This window comes from Rummeliibacillus sp. BSL5, assembly GCF_052928305.1.
This window is the reverse complement of the sequence record NZ_JAVGCV010000003.1, coordinates 1-26,420: the sequence shown is the minus strand read 5'-3', so window position 1 is coordinate 26,420 and position 26,420 is coordinate 1. Positions and strand designations below refer to the sequence as shown.

Annotated in this window: 25 protein-coding genes and 1 rRNA gene; 19 read left to right on the top strand and 7 right to left on the bottom strand. The window is 39.0% G+C overall.

Features of this window, described 5'->3' with window-relative positions; genetic code table 11:
• Window positions 1–390 precede the first annotated feature (390 nt).
• Window positions 391–1,548: an MFS transporter gene (locus RCJ93_RS11825; protein ID WP_147197342.1), complete on the top strand. Its 1,158-nt coding sequence runs from the start codon at window positions 391–393 to the stop codon at window positions 1,546–1,548.
• A gap of 255 nt (window positions 1,549–1,803) precedes the next feature.
• Here RCJ93_RS11825 and RCJ93_RS11820 read toward each other — a convergent pair whose 3' ends face one another.
• Complete coding sequence (locus RCJ93_RS11820) at window positions 1,804–2,562, bottom strand: SDR family oxidoreductase (RefSeq protein ID WP_150285159.1); 759 nt, start codon at window positions 2,560–2,562, stop codon at window positions 1,804–1,806.
• Window positions 2,563–2,708: 146 nt separating this feature from the next.
• Between RCJ93_RS11820 and RCJ93_RS11815 the strand changes: the two genes are divergently transcribed.
• Window positions 2,709–3,272 carry a TetR-like C-terminal domain-containing protein gene (locus RCJ93_RS11815; RefSeq protein ID WP_066789737.1) on the top strand — a complete coding sequence of 188 codons (564 nt, stop codon included), beginning with the start codon at window positions 2,709–2,711 and terminating at the stop codon, window positions 3,270–3,272.
• Between the two features lie 241 nt (window positions 3,273–3,513).
• Here RCJ93_RS11815 and RCJ93_RS11810 read toward each other — a convergent pair whose 3' ends face one another.
• The 3 genes from RCJ93_RS11810 to RCJ93_RS11800 all read right to left on the bottom strand — a co-directional run bounded on the left by RCJ93_RS11810 (window position 3,514) and on the right by RCJ93_RS11800 (window position 7,725).
• Window positions 3,514–4,938, bottom strand: coding sequence for an MDR family MFS transporter (locus RCJ93_RS11810; protein WP_446739209.1), 1,425 nt, complete (start codon window positions 4,936–4,938; stop codon window positions 3,514–3,516).
• 527 nt (window positions 4,939–5,465) lie between these two features.
• On the bottom strand, window positions 5,466–6,821 hold the full coding sequence (gene rlmD, locus RCJ93_RS11805; RefSeq protein ID WP_446739208.1) for a 23S rRNA (uracil(1939)-C(5))-methyltransferase RlmD: 1,356 nt from the start codon (window positions 6,819–6,821) through the stop codon (window positions 5,466–5,468).
• Between the two features lie 85 nt (window positions 6,822–6,906).
• The gene (locus tag RCJ93_RS11800; protein WP_446739091.1) at window positions 6,907–7,725 is read right to left on the bottom strand and encodes a polysaccharide deacetylase family protein; all 819 of its coding nucleotides are present in this window, start codon (window positions 7,723–7,725) and stop codon (window positions 6,907–6,909) included.
• 116 nt (window positions 7,726–7,841) lie between these two features.
• Between RCJ93_RS11800 and recX the strand changes: the two genes are divergently transcribed.
• The 3 genes from recX to RCJ93_RS11785 are packed head-to-tail and all read left to right on the top strand — an operon-like array spanning window position 7,842 to window position 9,225.
• Window positions 7,842–8,660: a recombination regulator RecX gene (gene recX, locus RCJ93_RS11795; RefSeq protein WP_446739090.1), complete on the top strand. Its 819-nt coding sequence runs from the start codon at window positions 7,842–7,844 to the stop codon at window positions 8,658–8,660.
• A complete protein-coding gene (locus RCJ93_RS11790) occupies window positions 8,644–8,967 on the top strand; it encodes a YfhH family protein (protein WP_147197189.1) in 324 nt (107 codons plus the stop codon). Before recX ends, RCJ93_RS11790 begins: the two co-directional genes overlap by 17 nt.
• 3 nt (window positions 8,968–8,970) lie before the next feature.
• Entirely contained in the window at window positions 8,971–9,225 is a 255-nt protein-coding gene (locus tag RCJ93_RS11785; protein ID WP_150285155.1) for a YfhJ family protein, read from the top strand.
• Window positions 9,226–9,326: 101 nt separating this feature from the next.
• On the opposite strand, the gene RCJ93_RS11780 is transcribed toward RCJ93_RS11785, so the two are convergent.
• A complete protein-coding gene (locus tag RCJ93_RS11780) occupies window positions 9,327–10,319 on the bottom strand; it encodes a metal-dependent hydrolase (RefSeq protein ID WP_150285154.1) in 993 nt (330 codons plus the stop codon).
• Between the two features lie 124 nt (window positions 10,320–10,443).
• On the opposite strand from RCJ93_RS11780, the gene mutY reads away from it, so the two are divergent.
• From mutY to RCJ93_RS11735, 9 genes are all read left to right on the top strand, one after another.
• Entirely contained in the window at window positions 10,444–11,520 is a 1,077-nt protein-coding gene (gene mutY / locus RCJ93_RS11775; RefSeq protein ID WP_446739089.1) for an A/G-specific adenine glycosylase, read from the top strand.
• A gap of 130 nt (window positions 11,521–11,650) precedes the next feature.
• On the top strand, window positions 11,651–11,881 hold the full coding sequence (locus RCJ93_RS11770) for a gamma-type small acid-soluble spore protein (protein ID WP_066789721.1): 231 nt from the start codon (window positions 11,651–11,653) through the stop codon (window positions 11,879–11,881).
• Between the two features lie 124 nt (window positions 11,882–12,005).
• Window positions 12,006–12,551, top strand: a complete 546-nt coding sequence (ntdP, locus tag RCJ93_RS11765; protein WP_066789719.1) for a nucleoside tri-diphosphate phosphatase — start codon at window positions 12,006–12,008, stop codon at window positions 12,549–12,551.
• A 93-nt stretch (window positions 12,552–12,644) separates the two neighbouring features.
• Entirely contained in the window at window positions 12,645–14,393 is a 1,749-nt protein-coding gene (locus RCJ93_RS11760) for an ABC transporter ATP-binding protein (RefSeq protein ID WP_150285152.1), read from the top strand.
• A 1,027-nt stretch (window positions 14,394–15,420) separates the two neighbouring features.
• A complete protein-coding gene (locus RCJ93_RS11755) occupies window positions 15,421–16,440 on the top strand; it encodes an ABC transporter ATP-binding protein (RefSeq protein ID WP_150285151.1) in 1,020 nt (339 codons plus the stop codon).
• On the top strand, window positions 16,412–17,401 hold the full coding sequence (locus RCJ93_RS11750; RefSeq protein WP_150285150.1) for an ABC transporter ATP-binding protein: 990 nt from the start codon (window positions 16,412–16,414) through the stop codon (window positions 17,399–17,401). Before RCJ93_RS11755 ends, RCJ93_RS11750 begins: the two co-directional genes overlap by 29 nt.
• A 23-nt stretch (window positions 17,402–17,424) precedes the next feature.
• Window positions 17,425–19,038 carry an ABC transporter substrate-binding protein gene (locus tag RCJ93_RS11745; protein WP_150285149.1) on the top strand — a complete coding sequence of 538 codons (1,614 nt, stop codon included), beginning with the start codon at window positions 17,425–17,427 and terminating at the stop codon, window positions 19,036–19,038.
• 101 nt (window positions 19,039–19,139) lie between these two features.
• Window positions 19,140–20,144, top strand: a complete 1,005-nt coding sequence (locus tag RCJ93_RS11740) for an ABC transporter permease (RefSeq protein ID WP_150285148.1) — start codon at window positions 19,140–19,142, stop codon at window positions 20,142–20,144.
• A 16-nt stretch (window positions 20,145–20,160) separates the two neighbouring features.
• Entirely contained in the window at window positions 20,161–21,057 is an 897-nt protein-coding gene (locus RCJ93_RS11735; protein ID WP_066789699.1) for an ABC transporter permease, read from the top strand.
• 48 nt (window positions 21,058–21,105) lie between these two features.
• Here RCJ93_RS11735 and RCJ93_RS11730 read toward each other — a convergent pair whose 3' ends face one another.
• Complete coding sequence (locus RCJ93_RS11730; RefSeq protein WP_066789697.1) at window positions 21,106–22,200, bottom strand: FUSC family protein; 1,095 nt, start codon at window positions 22,198–22,200, stop codon at window positions 21,106–21,108.
• 307 nt (window positions 22,201–22,507) lie between these two features.
• On the opposite strand from RCJ93_RS11730, the gene bcp reads away from it, so the two are divergent.
• The 3 genes from bcp (at window position 22,508) to perR (ending at window position 24,503) form a co-directional block, all read left to right on the top strand.
• Complete coding sequence (gene bcp, locus RCJ93_RS11725; protein WP_150285147.1) at window positions 22,508–22,981, top strand: thioredoxin-dependent thiol peroxidase; 474 nt, start codon at window positions 22,508–22,510, stop codon at window positions 22,979–22,981.
• A 3-nt stretch (window positions 22,982–22,984) separates the two neighbouring features.
• Entirely contained in the window at window positions 22,985–23,926 is a 942-nt protein-coding gene (locus RCJ93_RS11720; protein WP_150285146.1) for a D-2-hydroxyacid dehydrogenase, read from the top strand.
• A gap of 133 nt (window positions 23,927–24,059) precedes the next feature.
• Window positions 24,060–24,503: a peroxide-responsive transcriptional repressor PerR gene (perR, locus tag RCJ93_RS11715; protein WP_184117575.1), complete on the top strand. Its 444-nt coding sequence runs from the start codon at window positions 24,060–24,062 to the stop codon at window positions 24,501–24,503.
• 159 nt (window positions 24,504–24,662) lie between these two features.
• Here perR and RCJ93_RS11710 read toward each other — a convergent pair whose 3' ends face one another.
• Window positions 24,663–25,043 carry a YgzB family protein gene (locus tag RCJ93_RS11710; RefSeq protein WP_066789689.1) on the bottom strand — a complete coding sequence of 127 codons (381 nt, stop codon included), beginning with the start codon at window positions 25,041–25,043 and terminating at the stop codon, window positions 24,663–24,665.
• Window positions 25,044–25,170: 127 nt separating this feature from the next.
• Between RCJ93_RS11710 and RCJ93_RS11705 the strand changes: the two genes are divergently transcribed.
• Together RCJ93_RS11705 and RCJ93_RS11700 are read left to right on the top strand one after the other, a co-directional pair.
• Window positions 25,171–26,046 (top strand): nucleotidyltransferase-like protein, encoded by an 876-nt coding sequence (locus tag RCJ93_RS11705; protein WP_066789686.1) that lies wholly within the window; start codon window positions 25,171–25,173, stop codon window positions 26,044–26,046.
• Window positions 26,047–26,357: 311 nt separating this feature from the next.
• Window positions 26,358–26,420: ribosomal RNA gene (locus tag RCJ93_RS11700) — 16S ribosomal RNA — on the top strand; the annotation flags it as partial.

Below are 26,420 nucleotides of genomic sequence, written 5' to 3'. Positions count from 1 at the left end.
TGATATTAACAGATTGAAGGGCCCAGTACACGTATTGTTAAAGTGGACTGGGTCTTTTTGTGTTGTTTTTTAAAAGGAAAAAATAATAGTAAACTAGATTCCCTACTTTCTGTTTAAATGTTACTATTATTTTTAAGCGATGCTAGAGGATTTCAAAGGCACAAAGTACTTATAAGAAAAGTAAGTTGAAAATTCTGTTTCAGGGCATGCTTAATAGATGTAGAAGGTCTCCCGCACGAACCTATCAAGAATGTAAAATCCCAATCAGACTTAACGGAAACAGTAAGTTGAGAAGGTGTTTTATTAATCAAAAGCCGGTTGGGGATAGGGAAATACATAGAATATTATTAACTAGCAAAGGAGTTTAGATTTGTGGAATTAAATGAACGAATGGCCCAAAAGAGATTCTGGATCCTTGTGATCATTGTGTCGATTTCTGGGTTCTCACAAGGCATGCTGATGCCGCTCATCTCTGTTATTTTTGAACAGGACGGTGTATCATCGTCCATAAATGGATTAAATGCAACGGGTCTTTATATCGGAACACTACTTATTGCACCATTTGTCGAGCAGCCGCTTAGAAAATTTGGCTACAAGCCAATTATTATTATAGGCGGTGCACTCGTTTTTAGTAGTTTGTTATTATTTCCTTTTTGGAAGAATGTATGGTTTTGGTTTATCCTACGATTGCTAATCGGCATTGGAGATCATTCTCTCCATTATTCAACCCAGACATGGATTACAAGCTCTGCACCTGCTAATCGCTTAGGTAAAAATATTGCCATATATGGCTTGTCATTTGGGATTGGTTTTGCAGTTGGTCCTTTCTTTGTACCGCTTACGAAGATTTCTGAAGCATTTCCATTCATCTTATCCTCGATTCTTTGTTTAATTGCATGGTCATTTATTTTCTTTGTGAAAAACGAAAAACCAGAGCCTATTCAAACAAAAGAAAACGGGAAGATGCTCAAACGATATGCCGTTACTTTAAAGTATGCTTGGGTCGCATTTTTGCCACCGCTTTGCTATGGCTTTTTAGAATCTACATTGAATTCCTTATTTCCTGTCTATGCATTAAGAAAGGAAATAGACGTATCAATGGTTTCTGTTATATTGGCGGCCTTCTCCATCGGAGGCATCCTCACACAATTCCCGCTAGGCACGCTTGGAGACAAAATCGGCCGGCGGAAGGTAGTGTTAATGGCCTTTTTAGGAGGCGGCTTATTCTTTGGGGTAGGTAGTTTCTTGGAATCCAATAGTATACTTGTAGCAGTTTGTTTCTTTTTAGCGGGTACGTTTGTCGGGTCCATCTTCTCTCTTGGTATTTCTTACATGAGTGATTTGACACCGCGAGAACTGTTACCAACTGGGAACTTACTCTGCAGTATTTTCTTTAGCTTCGGTAGTTTGTCCGGTCCACTCTTCGGAGGAATCTATCTACAATATGTGCATTTTAGCTTCTTACTGCTCATATCTATAATATTGCTGCTTATTTTTACAGTTAGTGCTGTATTTGGAAAAGAGCAAAAGAAAGAGGAACTGGCATAGGAGAGTTCTTTTATCTGATGAAAAAGGTGGAGTAGTGTAAAAGGTTCGTATGAAGTCGGTTTGTTTATACGCCACCATTCGTTGCGTTTCCAATGTACATGGATGATAAGCATGGATTGATTCTGGGCTATCTACTGATGACTGTTGCTATGTCGTTCAATCTAGCATAATAAAAGGCTCCAACCATCGTGATTCGATGTTGGAGCCTTTTTTCATTTCTGCTTTCGATTTGTACAAACAAATTAGATGAACTAATTAGTATGCAATCCAGCCGCCGTCAGCAGCGATAATTTGTCCATTTACAAAGCTTGATTCATCAGAACCTAAGAAAACAGCTAGTTGTGCAATTTCCTCTGGTTTACCTGTCCGTGGCATTGTACCTGAGCCAGTCATTTGACGACCCATACCAAATTGAGACACATTTGTCATAGATGAACCGATGTTTGTTTCCACGCCACCCGGAGCGATTCCGTTGCAGCGGATGCCTGAAAGAGCATACATATAGGCAGTATTTTTTGTAAGCCCCGTTACAGCATGTTTAGAAGCCGTATAGGCAGCGCCTGCACGTGCACCTTGTAATCCGCCTGCTGAAATATTATTCACAATGACGCCGTGTCCTTGTTCTAAGAAGATGTTTGTTGCGATGCGCATTGCACGCATAACGCCTGTCGTATTAACAGCAAATACGCGATCCCATTTTTCATCTGAGATTTCACCAACTGGTTCCATGCCGTCCATGATGCCTGCGTTGTTAACTAAGATATCTAACTTGCCAAATTCTTTTTTAGTTTCTGCGAATAACTGTTCTAAATCTGCTAATTCAGCAACATTCGTTCTGTTGGCGATGGCTGTACCGCCAGTTGCATTAATTGCCTCAGCCACAGCTTGAGCACCTTCAAAATTGTAGTCAGAAACAACTACTTTAGCACCTTCTTTTGCGTAATGCTCTGCAATTGCCTTACCCATACCAGAAGCCGCACCTGTGACGATCGCTACTTTATCCATTAATCTCATTCTAAACATCCTCCCCTTAATCTTATTTTACAACTGTTCAATAAAATAATAATATTGAATCATAGCAGCTTCAATAAACAAAAAAATTCAAAACGTACAATATTGAACAGAAAACGTAAAAGTGTTTGATAAAGGGGAAATGCTAGATGAATAAAAATGATTTGCGTGTATTAAAAACAAAGCAAAGTATACATTTAGCTTTAATTAAACTGCTTAAAAAGAAACCATTAACACATATCAAGGTCACTGAGCTTTGCAGAGAAGCAAATATAAATCGAGGGACATTCTATTTTCATTACCAAGAGGTAGGGGATGTGTTTAAAGAATTTTATGAAGAGATTATGGTAGATTTAAAAGAATCCTACCAAGCACCTTATCTCCATACGAATTTTCTTGACGTAGCAAATTTAGATCCTAAAACAGTTCGGATTTTTCATCATATAAAAAAATATGAGGATTTTTATAAGATAGTATTTTCTCAAGATGTCTCCACACATTATTATTTCATGTTATTTGATGAAATACGTTCTATTTGTATAGAAGATCAGAATACGCTTCAACAATATGGAGAATTGAACGATTATTTATATTCTTACTCGGCGAATGCAATTATGGGCTTGATCATAGAGTGGCACCGCCATGACTTTAAAGATTCTGCTGACGACATGAATGTACATCTAATCAATATCCTTAAATTAAGAGAAGCCTGAATGAAAAGACGGCAAAAAAGAAAGGCGTAACATAGGTTAGGCCTTTTTCTTTTTGCCGTCTAATCTAATCATAGCAGCTATTTCAATGTCAGTAGTGTGACGGATTCAACGTGTGCTATCATTTAAAGGTTTCTACGTTTCGAAGAGTATCTTGATTTTTATACAACACTATTTATTTATAGAATTGATTAACTCGGTCCTTAAAAATAATAGCCGATTTCATACCTTTAGAAATGTAATGTTACACATGAACTCTTTTAATAAATAGACTAACAATTAAACCAATAATCGCCACGATAATCGCAAAGATAAAGGCATCTTGAACTCCTGAAGTGAAAGCAAGTAATTTATTTAGTGGGTTTGTTGCATCTGTTACGTTTTTTAGATACTTTTCAGTTCCAGAAGATAAAATAGAAATCGCTACCGCCGTACCAATTGCACCGGCGACTTGTTGAAGTGTGTTCATGATTGCCGTTCCATCAGGATAAAGCTCACGTGGTAATTCGTTTAAACCGTTTGTTTGAGCTGGCATCATGATCATCGAAACACCAATCATCATGCAGATATGCATAGCAATCAAGAATCCAGAAGATGTATCTAAATCAATCGTTGAAAAGCCAATTAAGGAACCTGTGACTATAATAATGCCAAGGATAACTAACCATTTCGGTCCGAATTTATCAAATAAGCTACCCATAACAGGTGACAATAACCCGTTTACAATTCCACCTGGTAATAGCAGAAGTCCTGCAGCAAACGTACCTAAAGCTAGCGAATTTTGCAAATACAGTGGCAATACAATCATTGAAGAAAGAATAACCATCATACATATTAGTACGAGTATTAACCCAACAACAAACATAGGGTATTTGAATACACGAAGTTTTAACATTGGTTGTTCCATTTTTGTTTGGCGAATGCAAAAGAGCAGTAACCCAATTACACCAAAAATAATAGCAGTAATTACAGTTGAATCTCCCCAACCACCATCACCTGCAATACTAAAACCATAAACCACCCCACCAAATCCAATTGTTGATAAAATAATGGATAAGATATCAATTTTAGGCTTCGTTGGTGTTGAAACATTTTGCATATACACTATTCCAAAAACAAGGGCGATCATTAGAACTGGTAAAGAAAACCAGAAAATATAATGCCATGTTAGTGTTTTTAAAATCAACCCAGAAAGTGTTGGGCCAATAGCGGGAGAAAAGGAAATAACAAGACCCATTAATCCCATGATTTTACCCCTTTTATAGGGTGGAACAATTAATAAAATGGTATTAAACATGAGAGGTAACATTAATGCCGTACCCATTGCTTGAACTACACGCGCCAACATTAAGAAAGCGAATGTTGGGGCAATAGCAGCTATAAATGTTCCGATAATAGATAATGTAATGGAAACAATAAACAATTGCCTTGTTGTAAACCATTGTAAAATTAAACCAGAAACAGGAACAAGAATCCCTAAAGTTAATAAATAGCCAGTTGTAAGCCATTGAACGGTAGTCTCATGAATATTAAAGTCTACAATTAAAGTACCTAATGCCATATTTAAAGCTGTTTCGCTAAATAAACCAATAAATCCAGCAATCAAAAAAGAGACGATAATGGGAACTACTTTATATTGCTCCGATTCCTCGTCCTTTGTTTGATTCATTTGAGCATCGATATTCATTTTTTGCCTCCTTTTAGTTTGTGAATGTATTATTAGAATACTATATAAATCTAACTATATGGCAAGTATGATTGAAAGAAATTATGTTAGTTATTCTTCTTTCCAATCCCCAGTTTATTAAGCAAGCACTATAATTGCCACAATATAAAATTCCTAAGCTGTTTATCCTACGTATTCACTTTTTTAATAAATTGATAGTGGTATATGTTATCACCGTCTCCTGCAGCTTTCGTTTAATCTTTCGAACGAACTACACTTGCTGATATATAATACTTTATAGTTTTTCTTCAATTTAGGTTTGCATAATTAATGCATCAATCAAAATCACTTCATTAAGAAAATGATTTATTATTATATTTCATCGATTGTATTCAAAAGAGGCCTACAGAAACGATTCTGCAGGTCATATTTTTATTTGGAAGCTTCGAAAAAGGGTTCTTCAACTAAATCGCAAAAACCCCCGAACCATTAGTCCGAGGGAACAACTAAACACTAATATTGGAGACAAGCTATTTCAATGTCAGCAATGTCACAGATTCAACATGTGCCGTTTGTGGGAACATATCCAATGGTTGAATATATTCTACGTTGTAGACTTTCATTAATTCCTGCAGATCTTTTGCCAACGTAGATGGGTTGCAGGATGTGTAAACAATTCGCTTTGGCTTTACTTGTAGCAATGTGTTGATTAGGCTTGGCGCTAATCCTGTACGCGGTGGATCGACTGTTAAAACATCTGGTATGAAGCCTTCTTTTTGCCAGATGTCCAGCCATTTTTCTGCTGTGCCTGCCACATATTTTGTATGCGTGAAACCATGTTTCTTCGCATTTTTTTTCGCATCCTCAATGCTTTCAGGGATGATATCCATGCCACGCACTTCTTTGGCCTGATCTGCAAGCCAAAGACCAATAGTACCAACGCCGCAATAAGCATCTACAATCTTTTCCTTGCCTGTAAGCCCTGCTGCTTGTTTGATTTCATTATACAGATGTACTGTTTGGCTTGGGTTTAGTTGGAAGAATGCGCGTGCTGAAAGGTCAAAAGCAAGCTCACCCAGTTCTTCGTGAATTGTATCTTGCCCATAAAGAGTAATCGTTTGATCACCGAATATAAGGGAAGTTTGGTCGTTGTTGATATTTTGAACAATCGACACAATCGATTCGTCTATTCCTTTTAATTTTTCAAGAAGTACTTCTTTATTTGGGAAATTTTTGCGTGCCGTGATAAGGACAAGTTGAATTTCTCCCGTTTGAAGACCTACCCGCACAACAATTGTTCTGACAATGCCTTTATGTGTTTTGCTGTTGTACACGGGAATATCGAGTTCTTCAATAATCTTCTTTGCTCTATTCGTGATAGCAGTAGTTCTAGTATCTTGGACAAGGCAATCGTCAATATCGAGTAGCTTATGACTGTTTTCCGTATAAAGTCCGGCAGCTACATGGCTACCAATTTTACGAACTTGAAATTGACTTTTATTCCGGTAATGCCATGGATCACTCATACCGATTGTTTTTCTGATGTCTATCTGCTTCGCGCTATTTTTCACATACTTATGCAGAGCTTGTACAATGACATCTCTCTTTGCCTTCAGCTGGTCTCCATATTTCATGTGCTGTAATTGGCATCCACCGCATAAATCATACACTGGGCATGGCGGTGTTTGTCTTGCTTTTGACTGTTTATGAATTTTGATGATTTTAGCTTCGGCAAAATTGCGGTTGATTTTAGTTAGTTCGGCATAAATGTCTTCTCCGGGCAAAGCACCTTTAACAAAAACAACATTGCGTTTATAGTAGCCGATACCTTCACCATTAATGCCTAATCGTTTTATCGAAAGCGGGATTCGTTGTCCCAGCTTCATTATTGTCGCTTGTTGATTCAAGAATTACACGTCCTTTTTTCGCTTCATTCCTCATTATAACGAAAATAGACGCAGCAGCAAAGAATCAAGAAGCATCCTTTTTCTTGTCTTTTGAAGAGGAGCCAGTACCAGAGTTCATCAAATTGTTGATGGATTCAAAACGGTAGCCTTTTTTCTTAGCGTCTTTAATAAATCGAGGCAGTGCTTCAGCGTTATCAGGTGAAACGGTATGCATTAATATAATTGCGCCTGGATGCATTTGAGACATCAAGTTGTCGTATGAATATTTCCAGCCTTGTGGTTGATCCTTAAGCCAGTCTTTAAATGCGACAGACCAGAAAATATGACGATAGCCAGCCTCATTTCCGACCCGCAATAACTCTTCACTAAATACTCCTTCAGGCGGTCTTGCATACACTGTACGCTCTACATCTGTAATTTCAGCGAGCTTTTTATCAAAATTAGCCCATTCGTCTTTCATTTGTTGTTCAGTTAGACGAGCCATATTCGGGTGCTTATCTGAATGGTTGCCGATTTCATGACCTTCTTTTACCATACGTTTAACTAGCGGTGTTGCGCTCGATAAGTAATGGCCTGTTAAGAAGAATGTGCCTTGTATATTTTCTTTTTTCAATGTATCTAAAATGGATGCTGTATAGCCATTTTCATAACCACAGTCAAATGTCAGATACATAATTTTTTCTTCTGGGCTGCCTTTATAGACAGCATCATATTTTTTGAGTAGTGCATCATACTCTGAACCAGCTTCTGTAGGAACTTCATTTGTTGTTTTTTTAAATCCCCAACCATATTCTTTTGCGAATGCATCAAACGGATTTGTTGTGATGCCTGTTGCTAAAATAGTGGCTGCAATGGCAATGCCGGCGAGATGTTGTTTAAACATTTTTCACGCATCCTTTCTTTTTGTGTTAGCTTGTGTGGAATACCGCGAATTATGCAGTTAGGGATAATTGTTTTTAATCGAAGTCTTGTTATACTTATATAATGGAGGTGGACCGAATGTCTCGTGTAATTACAAAAATAAGCGCCCAAAAAAGGAACCAAGAGCGTTATAATATATTTCTTAATGAAGAATATGCATTTAGCGTGGACGAGGGTATTCTTATTCAATATGGTCTGACAAAAGGAAAGGTACTCGATTCATTAATGGTTGAGGAAATTGCATTCGACGATGAAATTCAACGAGCTTTCAATCGATCACTTTCCTATTTGAGTTATCAAATGCGCAGCGAACATGAAGTCCGCCAAAAATTGAAGGGTTTAGAATTTGGAGATGCGGTGATCCAAGAAGCACTGCAAAAGCTAAAAAAGCTTGGCTTCTTAAATGATGAAAGTTACTCCAGGGCTTTAGTCGAAACAAAAAAGAAAACAGCCAAAAAAGGGCCAAGAGCGATTAAGATGGACCTGAAAAAAAGGGGCATCGAAGAAAATCTGCAGCAGAGAGTACTCGATGAATTTTCTGAAGACGAGCAAGCCAAGATTGCTAAACAGCTGGCGGAAAAGGTTGTGCGAAGTGAGCATCGCAAGACACCCGTCCAAATAAAGCAAAAAATACAGGATTTGCTACTGCGCAAAGGCTACTCCTATTCAATTTGCGAAAGAGTAATCGAGCAACTGGATTTATCCAAAGAAGATGAAGAATGGCAAGATATGATAGAACTGCAAGGTGAAAAGGCGTGGAAGAAATACGCCTCAAAATATACAGGATACGAATTGCATATGCGGGTGAAACAAGCTCTATATCAAAAAGGATTTCCTGCAGATGTGATTGATGATTTTATTGAACAAAAGGAGCAGGACAATGGAGAAGAAATTTAGCGAAATGAACCCTACTGAATTACGGGAAACAATTGCCACACTAAAAGAAAAAGCAAGAAAAGCGGAGCAGCTCGGTATTCTAAATGAGTTTGCAGTGTATGAACGGAAAGCATTAGTGGCCCAGTCGTATTTGTTAAACCCAGAAGATTTTAAATCAGGTGAGATGTATCGGATTGCAAACGACCCAGGGATGTTCTTTAAGGTCGATTATTTAAAAGGTGTGTATGCATGGGGCTATCGCTTAGGCGGTAATCATTATGAAGAAGCCCTTCCGATTGCTATGCTAACACCTGTAAAGGAGAGCTAAAAGATGGAACGAATTATCAATGAATTAGTTGCAAAACTGCAAGAGAAAAATCCGAAAATATCAGAGGAGAAAGCGCGTGTTTGGGTGGAACTTCTTTGGTCTGATTTTGAAGCCACCTATGCTAAAGCAGGCTACGACTATCAAGGAGCTGAAATGTCGGAGAAAATCATCTCACAATGGATAGACAGCTACGGCAGCCAGTTAAATGAATTTGTAGCTCGTAATCCAAAATATGCGCACCTTTTAAATGAAGAATAGATTTTTGGCTAAAATGGACATGTTAAACTATTGCTTAGGTTGTCCGTTTATACAAAAAGAATGACCGTTTCTTTTATAGAAACGGTCATTTTGATGGCCTTTTAACGGATGCCTTCTGATTTTACTACTAATTTTTTCTGTAGTTTGTCTTCGCTGAAAATCCAACCTGTAAAGGATTTGACGATGGTTAGATCTTTTGTCAGATGTGCGATTGCAACAAATGGATAATAATTATTGCTGCGATACCTCAGATCTATGAGACGTACTTCTGTTTTCCCATCACCCAATTGGTTGACCTCCCACCGATAGAGCGGAGAGAAAGAGACAAACGTTTTAAAATTCGGGTCTTCCAATACTTTATGGAAAAGTGGCGTATCCGGCAATGGTTCAATTTTAAATTTGTCGTAAATGGTAATTGAACGCCCATAAGCACGTCCCACATAGTGATGTGTAGCAGAATTGGCTGCTACTCTATATTGGAAGAAACGTGACGTAGGCGATAAAATAATTCTCTTAGCATCAGGTATTGTATTATGGACCGCTTTCTTGACTGATCGTTGAAGAAAGAAACGTACCACATAATAGATAAATACCACACTATACAAAGAAAACATGGTAGGTACTGGATTCGCACCGAACGCCCAAAACATTAAGGCGATCACATGCAAGGCGAAAATAATAGGATCAAACGTATTAATCCAGCCAAGTGCTACCCATCGCTTAGAGAAGGGGCGTAGTGCCTGTGTACCATACGCATTGAAAATATCTACAAACACATGTAAAAAGACTGCAAGGAATGTCCAAAGCCAGAGATGCAAAAAATTAGTATGCGGGAATACTAAAAAAAAGACAGACGAAATTAAAATTGGCCATAATAGAACCGCTGGAATGGAGTGTGTAATTCCTCGGTGATGGCGTATATATATAGCATTGCTACGCAATTTCAAAACAGTATCAATATCAGGGGCTTGGGAACCAATAATTACGCTGGTAATGACGGCCATAGAAGTGGACGAGCTGCCGGCCACAACTGGGTCTACCATAGCCAAGCCACCTAGCGCAATCCCCATTACTAGATGTGTTCCAGAATCCAAAATGATCAACTCCTTATAACATGGGAGTATTGCTTATACTTACTGTTTACCCTTTTAGGCAACAGTTTACACTATAATGCCCACTTTGTATGTGAATTAAAAATGAATTAAAAAGGTGGAAAATATGAATTTTCATTATCAATATAAAAAACAATTCCAAGAAGCATTAGTTCAATGGTTTATTCGAGAAAAAAGAGATTTGCCTTGGAGACATACGCATGATCCGTACAAAATATGGGTGTCAGAAGTTATGCTTCAGCAAACAAGAGTAGATACTGTCATTCCTTATTACAATCGTTTTATCGAAGAATTTCCTACTCCGGAGGATTTAGCGCAAGCACCTGAAGAAAAACTATTAAAGCAATGGGAAGGTCTTGGTTATTATTCGAGAGCTAGAAATCTACAAGCAGGCGTCAGAGAGGTTGTAGAAAAATATAGTAGTACAGTGCCTGACAATCGCCCGGAAATTATCAAATTAAAAGGTGTTGGCCCTTATACCGCGGGTGCCATTCTAAGTATTGCCTATAATAAAGCCGAACATGCAGTCGATGGCAATGTAATGCGCGTGCTCAGCAGAGTTCTTTTGATTAAAGAAGATATCGCTTTACCTAAAACGAAAAAAATATTTGAACAAGCCGTTATGGAATTAATTGATCCAGCGTATCCTTCTGAATTCAACCAAGGGTTAATGGAATTAGGAGCGCTGATTTGTACGCCAACTTCACCCAAATGCCTCCTTTGCCCGGTACGCGAATTTTGCACTGCTTTCCAGGAAGGTCGTCCAGAAGAATTGCCGATTAAAACAAAAAAAACGAAAATGAAAGACCTTTTTTATGATGTGTTAGTTGTGCAAAATGAAAAGAAACAGTTCTTATTAGAAAAAAGACCTGGTAAAGGTCTGCTTGCAAACATGTGGCAATTCCCAATGATAGAAAAGTCAACAACTCCAAAAACAAGTGAAGGATCCCTAGCAGACACCTACAATGTTGAACTTGTAAACCGCGAAAATTTATTGTCCTTCAAGCATATTTTTTCACATTTAACATGGAATATGGAGAGTTACTATTTGAATGTAGAACAGAACGGACAACCGACAGAATCCAGCGTTTGGTTTACAGAGGAAGAAATAAAAGCACTGCCACTGCCTGTACCTATGCAAAAGATTTGGGCTGCATGGAAAGAAACAGAAGCAAAACATTAAAATGCTTAAATTTTACCTTGTACACAGTTTATTCTCCTAGTGAATATTAGTGTGGGTCGCTTGCGGAATTTAATAACCATTGTATAAAAAACATCATACTGCACAACTTATAGTCGTGGAGGTGATTACATTGAGAAAAAAATTCAACGGCGAAACAGATGTTCAAGGTGTGAAAAAATTAAACCAACAAGCTGAAGCTAAAAAGCAACAAGCTTCTGGGCGTCTTGCGGGGCAAAACACTGAGGAGTTTGGTGCTGAGACAGATGTTCAAGCTGTCAAAAAGCAAAACCAACAAGCTGAACGCGCTAAGCAGCAAGCTTCTGGTCTTTATGGACAAAACAATCCAAATCAAAATCAATAGCTTTTAACAAACAAATTGGTGGAGGTTTATCCTTCACCAGTTTTTTTGCTACACGTTTTTGGCGAGGATTGTTATAATGTTACAAAAGAACGCTCATAAGGGGTGTTTGAAAGGTGGTCTTTCAATGGCAATTCCGTCAGAAGGGGAAATCATACAAATACATAGTTATAAACACAACGGCAAGATCCACCGAGTTTGGCAGGAAACGATGGTATTAAAGGCTACTAAAAATATCGTAATCGGTGCGAATGATAAAACATTAGTCATTGAGTCAGATGGGCGTACATGGGTCACCCGGGAACCGTCCATATGTTATTTCCATGCAGAGCATTGGTTTAATATTATTTGTATGTTAAGGGAAGATGGAGTATATTACTATTGTAATATGAGCTCACCATTTGTATTTGACCATAATGCTGTAAAGTATATTGATTATGATTTGGATATCAAAGTATTCTCGGACATGTCATATACACTACTTGATGAGGATGAGTATGAGCAGCATAAAAAGGCAATGGGCTATCCACTAGTGATAGACCATATCCTTAAATCCAATGTTGACAAATTAATCAGCTGGATAGATAAACGTAAAGGGCCATTTGCGCCAGACTTTATTGAAGCGTGGACAAGCCGCTATAAGTTCCAAAAAGAACTGCATAATCCTAAGTAGCTTTAGCTTGTCTTAAACGCAATGCAAAAATTGAAAAGGAGTTGCCCGGCGGATCAGGGCAGCTTTTTTTCGTTTGAAAGGAACGTGATGTGAATGGGCAGTATGAAACGCTATTTGCGCTTCGTTAAACCATATAGAGTGAATATATTTGTCACTTTTATACTCGGAGTTATTAAATTTGCTATACCACTTTTTACTCCAGTGCTTATTAAAATTGTCATAGACGATATTATAGGCGCGAAAGACCTCTCGACTGAAATGAAAACAAAGGAACTGTTTTATTGGCTTGGCGGTACCGCAATTCTTTTCTTCATAATTCGTCCGCCAATTGAGTACTATCGTCAATATTTAGCTCAAAAATTAAGTAATAATATTTTGTACGATATTCGCCAAAAATTATATGTTCACCTGCAAAAGTTGGGTTTAAAATTCTATTCCAATAATCGGGTAGGAGACGTCATTTCTCGAACAATCAATGATGTCGAGCAAACAAAAGAATTTGTCATGACTGGGTTAATGAATGTGTGGATTGACTTATCTACCATTATTATTGCCATCGTTGTCATGATGAAATTGGATGTAAAGTTAACGCTTGTATCTTTAATCGCCTTTCCATTCTACGCGATTAGTGTACGGTATTTCTTTAGCCGTCTGCGTTCACTAACAAGGGAAAGATCAAAGGCATTGGCAGGTGTTCAAAGTTACCTGCATGAGCGTGTTCAAGGCATGAATATTATTAAAAGCTTTACATTAGAAAAACATGAACAAAAGATATTCAGCGGTACAAACGGAGAATTCTTAAACAAAGCATTAGACCAAACAAGATGGAATGCGAAGACCTTTGCAGTAGTTAATACGATTACAGGAATTGCTCCATTAATTGTTATCGGCTTTGCAGGCTATGAAGTAATTAATGGACATCTTTCTGTCGGTACGATGGCTGCTTTTGTTGCTTATATAGATAGCTTGTACAATCCATTGCGTCGATTAGTTAATTCATCCACAACATTAACACAAGCCGTTGCATCAATGGACCGCATGTTTGAGCTTTTTGATCAAACCTATGAAGTAGAAGATGCGAAGGATGCTAAACCATTACCACAGGTAAAGGGTAAAATTGAATTCGACCATGTGTCTTTCCGCTATAATGATGACGGGCAAGATGTACTGAAAAATGTTAACTTTGACATTGTTCCGGGCCAAACGGTAGCGCTTGTCGGTATGAGTGGCGGTGGTAAGTCCACGATCATCAGCTTGATTCCTCGTTTTTATGATGTCCAAAAGGGCGCTGTAAAAATCGATGGGGTGGATATTCGGAAAACGACACTCCTATCATTGCGTTCCCAAATCGGTATTGTTATGCAGGATAATATATTGTTTAGCGATTCTGTGAAAGCGAATATCTTAATGGGTAATCCAGATGCGTCAGACGAGGAAGTCGTTGAAGCGGCCAAAGCCGCCAATGCCCATGAATTTATATTGTCTCTTCCTGAGGGGTATGATACAAAAGTGGGCGAAAGAGGCGTAAAACTATCCGGCGGACAAAAACAACGGATTGCCATCGCGAGAGTGTTCTTAAAGAACCCGCCTATCCTTATTTTGGATGAAGCTACTTCTGCCCTTGACCTAGAAAGTGAAGCATTGATTCAAGAATCTCTTGACAGGCTAGCGCATAATCGTACAACGGTTATCGTGGCGCACCGTCTATCTACGATTACACATGCAGATCAGATTTTAGTCATTGATCATGGAGAGTTGAAAGAACAAGGCACCCATCAAGAACTTCTAGAAAAACAGGATGGAATTTATCATAACTTGTTCCATATCCAAACATTAGAATAACGTTCAATCGGCCTCCATTTTTGATAAGGCCTTAGACTGTAGACAAACTCATGGGTTTAGAGTTTGCCTGCAGTCTTTTTTTATAGAATCACCACTAAAACTGTTGATTTCCGTTACGAGCGAACGCTTTCCGGGAGGCACGACTTCAGCTGCTTCCTTCGCTCCGTCCAGGGTCTTCAGCTCGTGCTGATCTCCCAGGAGTCGCCGCTCTCCTCTCCAATCAACAAGTGTCTTCTACTACTCGATGAGGTGATAGATATGATGAGAAAAATCAAGTCAACGAACGTGAACAGATAGAGATTTTGACCATTGAGCAGACGCAAAGTAAAAGCAAACAAAAGATGATCAGCGGAATATTTGGCAGGACTACCTGGACGTTGCAGAAGACTTGAGATACTACTATGAGATCCAAGCTATCTATGAGAAACGGAAAGAAAAGGTTGAACGTATCGTTTCAGGTGCGAAAGAGAATTGGAATACAAGTACAACCCTGAGGGGCCTTAAAGACTTGTCCATACCTTCAAAGAAGACACCTAGTTGATTGGAGTGCATGGCGGCGACTCCAGGGGGATCAGCGCAGCGCGAAGACCCCGCAGGAGCAACGCGACGAGGAGGCTAAGGGCAAGCCCCCGGAAAGCGTCCGCCAGGAACGGAAATCAACGTTGATTTCTCCTCTGCTGATTTAGAAGCAGAAAACACAGAAGGGGTTAGAGTCATTTCGATTTCCAACCATTCTCTTCACAGTCTGCGGCCTCCATTTTGTGGAGGCCTTTTTGTATACAGTCGAAAATGAGTGTCTAATCTCATATGTATAGGAATCTAGCAGAAGCTCAAAAGTAAAAATACTATTGACAAAATATTATGATTAATAGATAATTCAGAAATATATTGCAATTAATTATGCAATACGACCTAAAACAGTTTAGGGTACCTTTAATCACTCTATTAAGTTTTAGAGCGAGGAAGGAACGAGCTTTTAAGCGCATATATATAAAATAGAAGATAAGACTCTTGAGGGAGTGATGGGATGGAACGGAAGGAGCTATTACAGGTTAAGGGTTTAGAAACAACATTCTTTACAGAGGATGGAGCAATTCCTGCAGTTGATAACATTGATTTTTCGCTAAGGGAAGGTGAAATTCTTGGCATAGTAGGAGAATCAGGCTGCGGCAAAAGCGTAACGTCCCTTTCTATTATGGGGCTTGTACCATCACCGCCAGGAAAGGTCACAAACGGTGAAATTCTCTTAGAAGGCACGGATTTAGCAAAGTTTTCGGATAAAGAAATGCGAAAAATTAGAGGGAAAGAAGTAGCGATGATTTTCCAAGAGCCTATGACATCGTTGAATCCCCTTTTTACAATAGGTAATCAATTAACGGAAGCCATTTTGATTCACAATAAAAAATGGTCCAAGAAAAAAGCAGAAGAACGTGCCATTGAAATGATGAAATTAGTGGGGCTTCCCCGTTCGGAAGAGCTGTTGAAAGAATATCCCCACCAATTATCAGGAGGAATGCGGCAAAGGGTCATGATTGCAATGGCTTTAGTTTGCGATCCAAAAATCTTGATAGCAGATGAACCTACAACTGCACTGGATGTCACGATACAAGCCCAAATCCTCCAGCTTATGAGGGATTTAAATAAACGGCTTAATACAGCTGTTATGCTAATCACGCATGATTTAGGCGTAGTGGCTGAAACGTGTGAAAGAGTTGTGGTTATGTATAGCGGGCAAATTGTGGAGGAAGGGCCTGTTGATTTGATCTTTAAGGATCCACAGCATCCCTATACAAAAGGATTAATCCAATCTGTACCTGATATGAGGTTTAAGAAAGATCGCTTATATTCCATTCGAGGAAATGTTCCAAAACCCGGAAGCATTAAGCAGGGTTGCCGTTTTGCTGCACGCTGCGAATGGGCGCATGAACGCTGCTTACAGGAGAACCCTCCTCTCTATCAGACAGGTGAGCACCATAAGACAAGATGCTTTTTAGTAAGCGGCAAGGAGGCACACATTGATGACAGAGCCATTGTTGAAAGTAAATAACTTAAAAAAGTATTTTCCTATTCGCAAAGGAATCCTAGGCAAAGAACAAGGAAACGTCAAAGCCGTAGATGATGTGTCGTTTTATGTATATGAGGGAGAAACCTTAGGCATAGTAGGAGAATCCGGCTGCGGGAAATCCACTACAGGGCGAATGATTATGAAACTGCTTGATCCGACAGAGGGCTCCATTGAGTTTGAAGGAAAAGATTTAACAAAACTATCGAATGCTGAGATGAGAAAGGCGCGCCGTGAAATTCAAATGGTCTTCCAGGATCCTTTTGCATCACTTAATCCGCGGCACACTATTGGCAAAATACTAGAAGAGCCTTTGATCGTCCATGGATTAGGCAATGCCAAGGAACGAAAGAAAAAGGTGCTCGAACTCTTAGAAATCGTAGGGTTATCAAGTTATCACGCCAATCGTTATCCGCATCAGTTTAGTGGTGGGCAAAGGCAACGAATCGGCATCGCTCGAGCACTTATGACCAATCCGAAGCTCATTATTGCAGATGAGCCTGTTTCAGCACTAGACGTATCGATTCAAGCACAAGTATTAAATCTTATGCAAGATTTGCAAAAAGATTTAAAGCTTACTTATATATTTATCGCGCATGATTTGGGGGTTGTACGGCATATCAGTGATCGAGTGGGTGTGATGTATTTAGGAAAGATGGTTGAACTCGCTGTAAGCGAAAAGCTTTATGCCAATCCGCTTCACCCATATGCAAAGGGCCTGCTTTCTGCAGTACCTGTACCTGATCCAGATTTCAAGCGAGAGCATGTATTGTTATCGGGCGATATTCCAAGCCCCTCTAATCCACCGAAAGGGTGTACTTTCCATACAAGATGTCCTTTCAAGATGGAGCAATGTACCTCAATTGTTCCAACATTAGTAGAAGTTGAAGAAGGTCATTCTGTAGCCTGCCATCTATATGACGAAGGCTATGTTAATGATAAATAAAAAGGGAAATTGGGGGTTATTCAATGAGAAAAAGGAAATTATTATCTTTCGGCGTATTGTTGATCGTGTTCCTTTCGACCATCCTTGCAGCTTGCGGGTCAAACAGCAAAGAAGGTGGAAGCGGGGATACGGGCAAAAGCGGCAATGAAAAAGAGAAAACATTGATTTTTGGGCGCGGGGGAGATTCCGTATCGCTTGACCCGATTGCAGTAACAGATGGCGAATCCTATAAAGTAACGAAAAATATTTTTGAAACACTGATTGAATTCGGGGAGCAAGATACTACACTACATCCCGGTCTTGCGACAAAATGGGAAGCCTCTAAAGATGGCTTGACTTATACATTGGATTTACAAGAAGGCGTTAAATTTCATGACGGCACTGATTTCAATGCAGAGGCAGTTGTGAAAAACTTTGAACGCTGGATGAACGGGAATGCAGATAAATTCCCTTACTTCATTTCTATGTTTGGCGGCTTTAAAGGCGACAAGGATGCTGTCATCAAAGAAGTAAAAGCTGATGGAGATTATAAAGTAGTATTTACGCTAAATAAACCTCAGGCACCATTCTTGAAAAACTTAGCAATGAGCTCATTCGGTATTGCGAGCCCAACAGCATTTGAAAAAGAAGGTGATAAATTTGGTGATAACCCTGTAGGTACAGGACCATTCAAATTTGTTTCTTGGAAACGCAATGATTCTATTACAATCGAAAAAAATAAAGAGTATTGGAAAGATGGCGAACCTAAATTAGATAAAGTTGTCTTCCGTACGTACCCTGATAACTCAGCTCGTTTGAATGCATTAAATACAGGTGAGATTGATTTGGCAGATGGCATTAATCCATCTGATGCTGCTTCCATCAAGGGCAACAATCAATTGCAAGTTTTTGAACGTCCATCTATGAACGTTGGATACCTTGGATTAACAGTTACTAGACCTCCTTTTGACAATGTAAAAGTGCGTCAAGCTGTTAACTATGCAATCGATAAGAAAGCAATCATCGATGCATTTTTCGAAGGTCAAGCTGAAGTGGCGAAAAACCCAATGCCACCGTCAATTGAAGGCTACAACGATGATGTGAAGGAATATACGTATGATCCTAAAAAAGCGAAAGAATTGTTAAAAGAAGCTGGCTATGATGGCAAACAAATCGAATTATGGGCAATGCCAGTACCACGTCCTTACATGCCGGATGGCCAAAAAGTGGCTGAAGCAATCCAAAAGAATCTGGAAGATGTAGGCATGAAAGCAAAAATCGTAACGTATGAATGGGCTACTTATTTAGATAAAGCATCTAAAGGAGAAGCAGATGCGTTCTTGCTAGGTTGGACCGGCGACAATGGAGACCCGGATAACTTCCTATACACATTGCTAGATGAAAGCAATATCGGAAGCAACAACTATACGTACTTTAAAAATAGCGAAACGCATAAAATAATGCTTGAAGCACAAAAAGAAACAGATCAGGAAAAACGTAATGAATTGTACAAAAAGGCACAAGACATTATTGCAGAACAAGCGCCATGGGTACCGCTTGCACACTCAACACCATTATTAGCGGGCAAAGCTGATCTTGAAGGCTTCAAGCCGCACCCAACGGGATCTGATCTATTATCTCAAGTTGATTTTAAATAATACAAAATGGCATTTTGAAAGAGTAAACTCACCTTCCCTTCTGTTAATGGAAGGTGAGTTTTTATAAATCAGCCATGACAACATGATAAAGAGGTGAGGATATGCTTCGGTATATAGGCAGAAGGCTGCTACAATTAATCCCTGTTTTGCTCGGAATGACATTTATCGTATTTTTAATAATCCGCGCAATTCCTGGTGATCCTGCCCAAGTGATATTAGGCCAACAAGCAACAAAAGAAGCCGTTGCTGCATTGCGAGCAAGCCTAGGATTGGACAACCCATGGTATATACAGTATTTCCACTACTTAGGTGATTTGATAACGGGCAATTTAGGTGAGTCAATGCGTACCAAAACACCAGTAGCCGACGAATTATGGCCATACTTAGCTGCAACGCTGGAATTATCCCTATGCGCTATGATTTTAGCCGTAATCATAGGCGTCAATGCAGGTATTATTTCAGCTTGGTTCCAAAATTCTTGGTTCGATTACGCAGCAATGATCATTGCATTGATTGGTGTGTCTATGCCAATTTTCTGGCTAGGATTAATGGGACAATGGATTTTCGGCATTCAATTAGACTTTTTACCAACTTCAGGACGTGAAGACCCTCGTAACCCGGTCAATCCGATTACATCCTTGTATATTATTGATACCTTGATTCAGGGGCGTTTTGATCAGTTTATAGTGGTCATTCAGCATTTAATTCTGCCAGCTTTTGCTTTAGCGACCATTCCAATGGCGATTATTGCACGGATGACACGCTCAAGCATGCTTGAAGTAATGCGTTCTGATTATGTACGTACGGCTCGTTCAAAAGGACAAAAAATGTTTTTTGTTGTCTACAAACATGCGTTAAAAAATGCCATTATTCCTGTATTGACAGTAATTGGTCTACAAACAGGTCTCTTGCTTGGGGGCGCGATTTTAACGGAGACTATCTTCAGCTGGCCAGGAATCGGAAGGTATATCTATGACGCCATCGGATTCCGTGATTATCCAGTGATACAGTCAGGTATTCTTATTGTAGCGTTTATATTTATAATGATTAATTTAGTTGTGGACATTCTGTATAGCATTATTGATCCGCGAATCAAATACAACTAAGAAGGAGGCGTATTTTATGACTCAAATAGCGCCTAATGCAGCGCCAAATACCAACGAACCAGTCGACCAAACAGTAGGCCCATGGAAAGAAGCATGGCGAAGCTTTAGAAAAAACAAAATAGCAGTCGTTGGTGCCATCATTGTCGTGTTCTTTATTTTACTTGCCTTTATCGGTCCACTGATCGTATCGCAGGGAATAAACGAACAACAATTGAGCCAGCGCCTGCAAGCTCCATCTGCAGATCATTGGTTTGGCACAGATGACTTCGGACGAGATATCTTTTCACGTGTGGTGCATGGTGCAAGGCTTTCACTTATGGTTGGTTTCTTATCAGTTATTGGCTCTGTCATTGTCGGCAGTCTATTAGGCATCATTGCCGGCTATTATGGACGGTTTGTTGATACTGTTATTTCCCGCCTTTTTGATATTATTCTAGCATTTCCTAGTATTCTATTAGCCATTGCAATCGTTTCTATTTTAGGACCATCTTTAAAAAATGCCCTAATCGCTATTGGCATTATCAATATACCGAACTTCGGCCGATTAATTCGCTCAAAGGTATTGAGCGTGAAGCAAGAGGAATATATAACAGCGGCAAAAGCAATTGGGATGAGTGATAAACGACTTCTATTCTCCCATGTATTGCCGAATTCAATGACACCTGTTATTGTTCAGGGTACGCTTGCTATTGCTTCTGCAATTATCGAAGCAGCAGCCCTCGGTTTCCTTGGACTTGGCGCACAAGCCCCTCAGCCGGAATGGGGGAAAATGCTTGCAGATGCAAGGATTTACCTCATCAATGCTCCATGGACTATGATTTTCCCAGGTCTTGCCATTATGCTGACAGTTCTAGGCTTCAATTTAATGGGGGATGGCTTACGCGATGCGCTAGACCCAAAAATGAAAAACTAAAAAAGAAGTGGTTCAGCAGATTATGCTAACCACTTCTTTTTTTGTTGTTTATTCTATACGGTTATCAAGCTCCACTTTCAAAAGCTCATCTGCATGGTGATTTTGATAGGCCATAATAATCGTATCCAACTGCTCAAGGTTTTCTTCGTAATCTAATATGCGGGACAAAATGTGAAGCAGGTGGTAGCTTGAAAATTCTTCATCACCCTCATCGGCATGAGCAAAGACAATGTGCTTCGCAAAGATGTCCATTACTTCATTGCGCTGTAAATACTCTTCTTGTCCCACCCATGTTGTCGGTTCAGACTTTAATTTACCCGAATATTTCAAGAAGAGCTGTTCATGATACGTTAATAAGTAATCCAATCTTTCTTGAATGATAATACGAAATCTCTCAGGAAGATTGGCGATTTCATTTTCATGAAGATGCAATCGATTTAGTACTTCTATACTTTTTAATGTGGTCGCAATCATCTGGCGATAGACCACAAGCTTTCTAGCTTTAATATATTTGCTTTTGCCTATATGTGCACGCTCTTCTTTAAATAAATAGTATAAAGAATTAATGCGCTCATAGCGTTGTTTCAGCCCGCGCAATGATTGTTTCGTAGAAGAGTGCTCAGATGCTTGGCGCACTGCTAACCGAATCCAACGAATGATATCATCTTGTACGATATTAATGGCAGAAAAGAGCCGTGTTTCGTATCGCGGAGGAAGAAAAATTAAATTGACAATAAAAGCGGCAAATACGCCAACCATTACGGTAGCAAATCGAATGAGTGCAAAGGTGATAAAATTTGCGCCTTGGGCCTCCATGATGACAATCATCGTGACCAAGGCAAGGGAGATGCTGCTTTCCAACTTAAGTCTAATCATTAACGCTAAGGTGACGATTGCTGCCAACCCGACGGCTACATACTCATGGCCAAAGATGAAAACAAAAAGGACAGCTATGACTGCACCAATAATATTCCCTTGTATTTGTTCAATAATTGTACGATAAGACCGGTAAAGTGATGGCTGCATCGCAAAGATAGCCGCAATACCTGCAAATATGGGAGTTGGGCAATGCAAGGCTTTGGCCACATACAGTGCAGTGATTATTGCCAATCCAGTTTTTAAAATACGGGCACCTAATTTCATTTGAAGTTAGTTCCCTCTCTTTCTTTACGTTATTAAATAAATAATCCATTCCTGATGTTCAAGTTTTCTTCTTCCCCTAACTCATACCCGCCAAAAGATATTGAAAATCAAAACGTGTCCTTATTAAAGGTTATGCAGATATGAACAGAACCAATCGGGCTTTCGAAATAAGCAGTTGAAAGCAAATTCATACTGCTCCTTAAAGCAGACAATTTATATCATCTTATTGTAGTCAAACTTTCTACAAAATACCATAGAAATTGTTACAATGAGAATAGAAAATATTATTAAAATCGGAGGGAATACAATGAACAATCTAGAAGGCAAGATCGCACCAGCTTTTACCTTGAAAGATGAAAGCGGAAATATGGTCTCACTGGAAGCGTTTAAAGGAGAAAAATCAGTGGTACTTTATTTTTATCCGAAAGACATGACACCGGGATGTACCACAGAGGCATGTGATTTCCGAGACGCACATCAAGATTTCTCGGATTTAGATGTAGTTATACTTGGTGTCAGTCCAGATAACGAAGGAAAACATTCGAAGTTTATTGAAAAACACGGCCTTCCATTTTCCTTGCTTGTAGATGAAGATCACACAGTTGCAGAAAAGTATGGCGTGTGGAAGTTAAAGAAAATGTATGGCAAAGAGTATATGGGCATCGAGCGTTCTACCTTCTTTATTAACAAAGAGGGGATTATTGAGAAAGAATGGCGCAAAGTCCGTGTTAAAAACCATATCGAAGACGTATTAAATACTATAAGCGGCAAAGGGGAATAGATTATGAACATTTATTTTACATTCGATCCACGGCCTGATTTAAAGGAAGACTTAGTAAAGAGCTTTCCAGACCAAGAATTTGTCTTTCAAAACCGAATTGACGATGGCCTGAAAAACGCAGATATAGTAGTAACTTATGGTGAAGACCTGACGGAAAAACATGTTGATGAAGCAGAACACTTACAATGGATTATGGTGTGCTCAGCAGGTTTGGAAAAAATGCCTCTTAAAGAAATTGCAGAGAAGGGGATTGTTGTTTCCAATGTACGCGGCATACATAAAACGCCAATGGCAGAGTCGGTACTTGCTCATCTTTTAAGCTATCATCGATCACTACCTTGGATATACGAAAAACAAAAACAGCGGGAATGGAGCCGTAAGCATAAATCTACGGAAATTCAAGGCACTACAGCACTCATACTTGGTCCAGGTGCGATAGGCGGGGAAATTGGCAGGTTATTACAAGCCTTTGGAGTCAAGACAATCGGGTGCAACCGTTCTGGTCATACAGCAGCCTATATGGATGAAATGGTTGATTTTGCGAACCTAGAATCAGTGCTGCCACAAGTGGATACGGTCATTTCTGTTCTGCCAAGCACGGAAGAAACGCATTATCTGCTTAAAGACAACCATTTTAAAGCAATGAAAGATACCGCTTTATTTATGAATTTTGGACGTGGTGATTTGGTTGAAACGGATGTGTTGAAAAGAGCCTTGGAGCAAAAAGAAATAGCTTATGCAGTCTGTGATGTGTTTGAAGATGAACCATTGCCGGAAGACCATCCTTTCTGGACGATGGATAATATAACTGTTTCGCCCCATATCTCAAGCCAATCATCCCGCTATCTTGAGAGAAGCATGGAGATCTTCAAGCCAAATCTAGAAAAGTGGCTAAAAGGAGAGCAGGACGTTACAAATAAGATTGATCCATTGAAAGGATATTAACGTTTTGAACGCGCTTTGAGAATAGCCGAAATAGGATTCGACAGTTAGAAATATTGACAATTGCATCTCACTTTAAGTAAACTATTTATAACGATTATAAATAAATAATACTTATGAAGTGAGGTGCATGGCGATGTCCGACACACAACTTAAGAGCGCGCTAGACACGTTAAAGACTACCGGCGTAAGGATTACTCCTCAACGTCATGCGATTTTAGAATATTTGATAGAGACGATGTCGCATCCTACTGCCGATGACATTTATAAAGCATTAGAGCATAAATTCCCTAATATGAGTGTAGCAACTGTATATAATAATTTACGTGTATTTCGTGAATCAGGACTTGTTAGAGAATTGACTTATGGTGATAATGCAAGCCGTTTTGATTTTGTGACGACAAAGCATTATCACATTATTTGTGAGTCATGCGGCAAGATTGTGGATTTTCATTATCCTGGCCTTGATGAAGTGGAGCATTTAGCTGCACACGTGACAGGATTCAAAGTGAATTCCCATCGTTTAGAAGTCTACGGCACATGCCCAGACTGCGAAGAAAAAGCAACAAAATTACAATAGAACGATAAGTGGAATGCTGCACCTCAATCGCGTGCGGCTTTTTTTTATTCCTGTAAGGGAAAATCTCGAGTGTCGTTTCACTTTAAAGAGTGCAATATGGTAGACTATTAAAATAAATAGAAGAAAACCCCTGTTCCATTGGAAACAAGGGTTGTCTAATTAAAGCTCAGGTTTATGGCCATGTTTTGACTTGTTGTTATAATCTTGGTCGAACTCTTTACCTTCTAATGACTTGTCTATTGTTAAAGGTTCACTACAGAACATGCACATATCGACGCGGCCCAACATCTTTGTATGTTTATGGCAACTAGGGCATTCAACCATCACGGCTTGGGTAGATAAAAAACCAATCCATGCATAGACGACTGTGCTTCCTATAATACACAGTATACCGAGTGTCATAAAAATGATAACGAGCCAAAGATGTTCTTTAAATATAATGGCGCCATACATAATTATAAAACCGGCAAAGATTAGCATAAGAGCGAACGAACGGATTTTATTGATTTTACTTTTATAAGGTTTTTTATTGGATGTCATTTTACAAGCCTCCTAACGTCAAGGATACTAAAATCCTACATGTAAGGCAATATGATTTGGTAATACAAGGAGGAATATGAATGAATGATGTCGAATTAAACTATAACTTTTCTGAGGAGGATTTTTTATGGAGCAGTTACTTCGTCCAATCTACCAGGAACGCGCAAGTAGGCCAAACACACTCGGTGTTATTATAGTAGGAAAGAAAGAAGACGTAAGCCCGAAGACAGATACATTTGATACGATATTATTGATTATTACAAAAGAAAATAAGGTGCCTGTTTTCACCAAGCATTATACATTTGATGGCAAAAAAGCGGCAATGCATATTATTACAGAAAAGCAGCTGCATAAATGGCTACTAGTCGGTACAAACAAGAAGTTAATAGATTGGATTCTTTTCGGCAAAATTTTGTTTGATCGCAATGAGTATCTAACCAATCTAAAGCAAACGGTAAAGGATTTCCCGTTCTATGGAAGGAATATTAAGATGGGCATTGAGTTTGCTAAACTTGTTCGCCAGTATTTAGAAGGAAAAGTATGTTTTGAAAAAAACAATCATTTAGATGCTTATGATCATATGATAGAGTCATTGCATCATTTTGCTCGGTTAGCTATTTTGGATAAAGGATTATATCCAGAAATAACTGTGTGGTCTCAAGTTAAACTGATTGATGCAGAAATTTATAAACTATATAAAGAGTTGATTGGCAGTGATGAATCAATTGAAAAAAGGCTAGAGCTTTTGTTTTTAGCAAGTGAATTTCTAATTCACTCCCGCACGGCAGATGGAGCACGTCATATTTTAAATGTCATGGCTCAGCAAGATTTTTGGACAATTCAAGAGTTGCATGAACACGAAGAGCTGAAGAATTACTCAGTGGATCTTGAGGTATTTATAGAGTTCTTAATCAGCAAAGGTTTTATTCAGGTAGAAACGGTTGAAACAAAAGGCAATGGTCTATATCATAGACACTATAAGATTGACCCAACAACCATTTAATTGATTTTGGTCGTTTTTAAATTTATTTAGAAAACATGTTGACATTGTTTTGTATGTTATTGTATTATATTAATTGTCATTAAGAGATGACGAGATTACTTCACTAAAACTTGATAAAAACTTTTTCACAAAAGTTGTTGACAAGAAAAAATGAAGATGATAAGATAGATAAGTCGTTAAGGCGACAACAAAATGAACCTTGAAAACTGAACAAGCAAGATGTTAATCATTTAAACTTACTAACAACTGTTAGTTTTAAAGACATCATCGTAAAGATGATGCGCTAGTGAAATTTTGAGCAATCAAACACTTTTATGGAGAGTTTGATCCTGGCTCAGGACGAACGCTGGCGGCGTGCCTAATACATGCAAGTC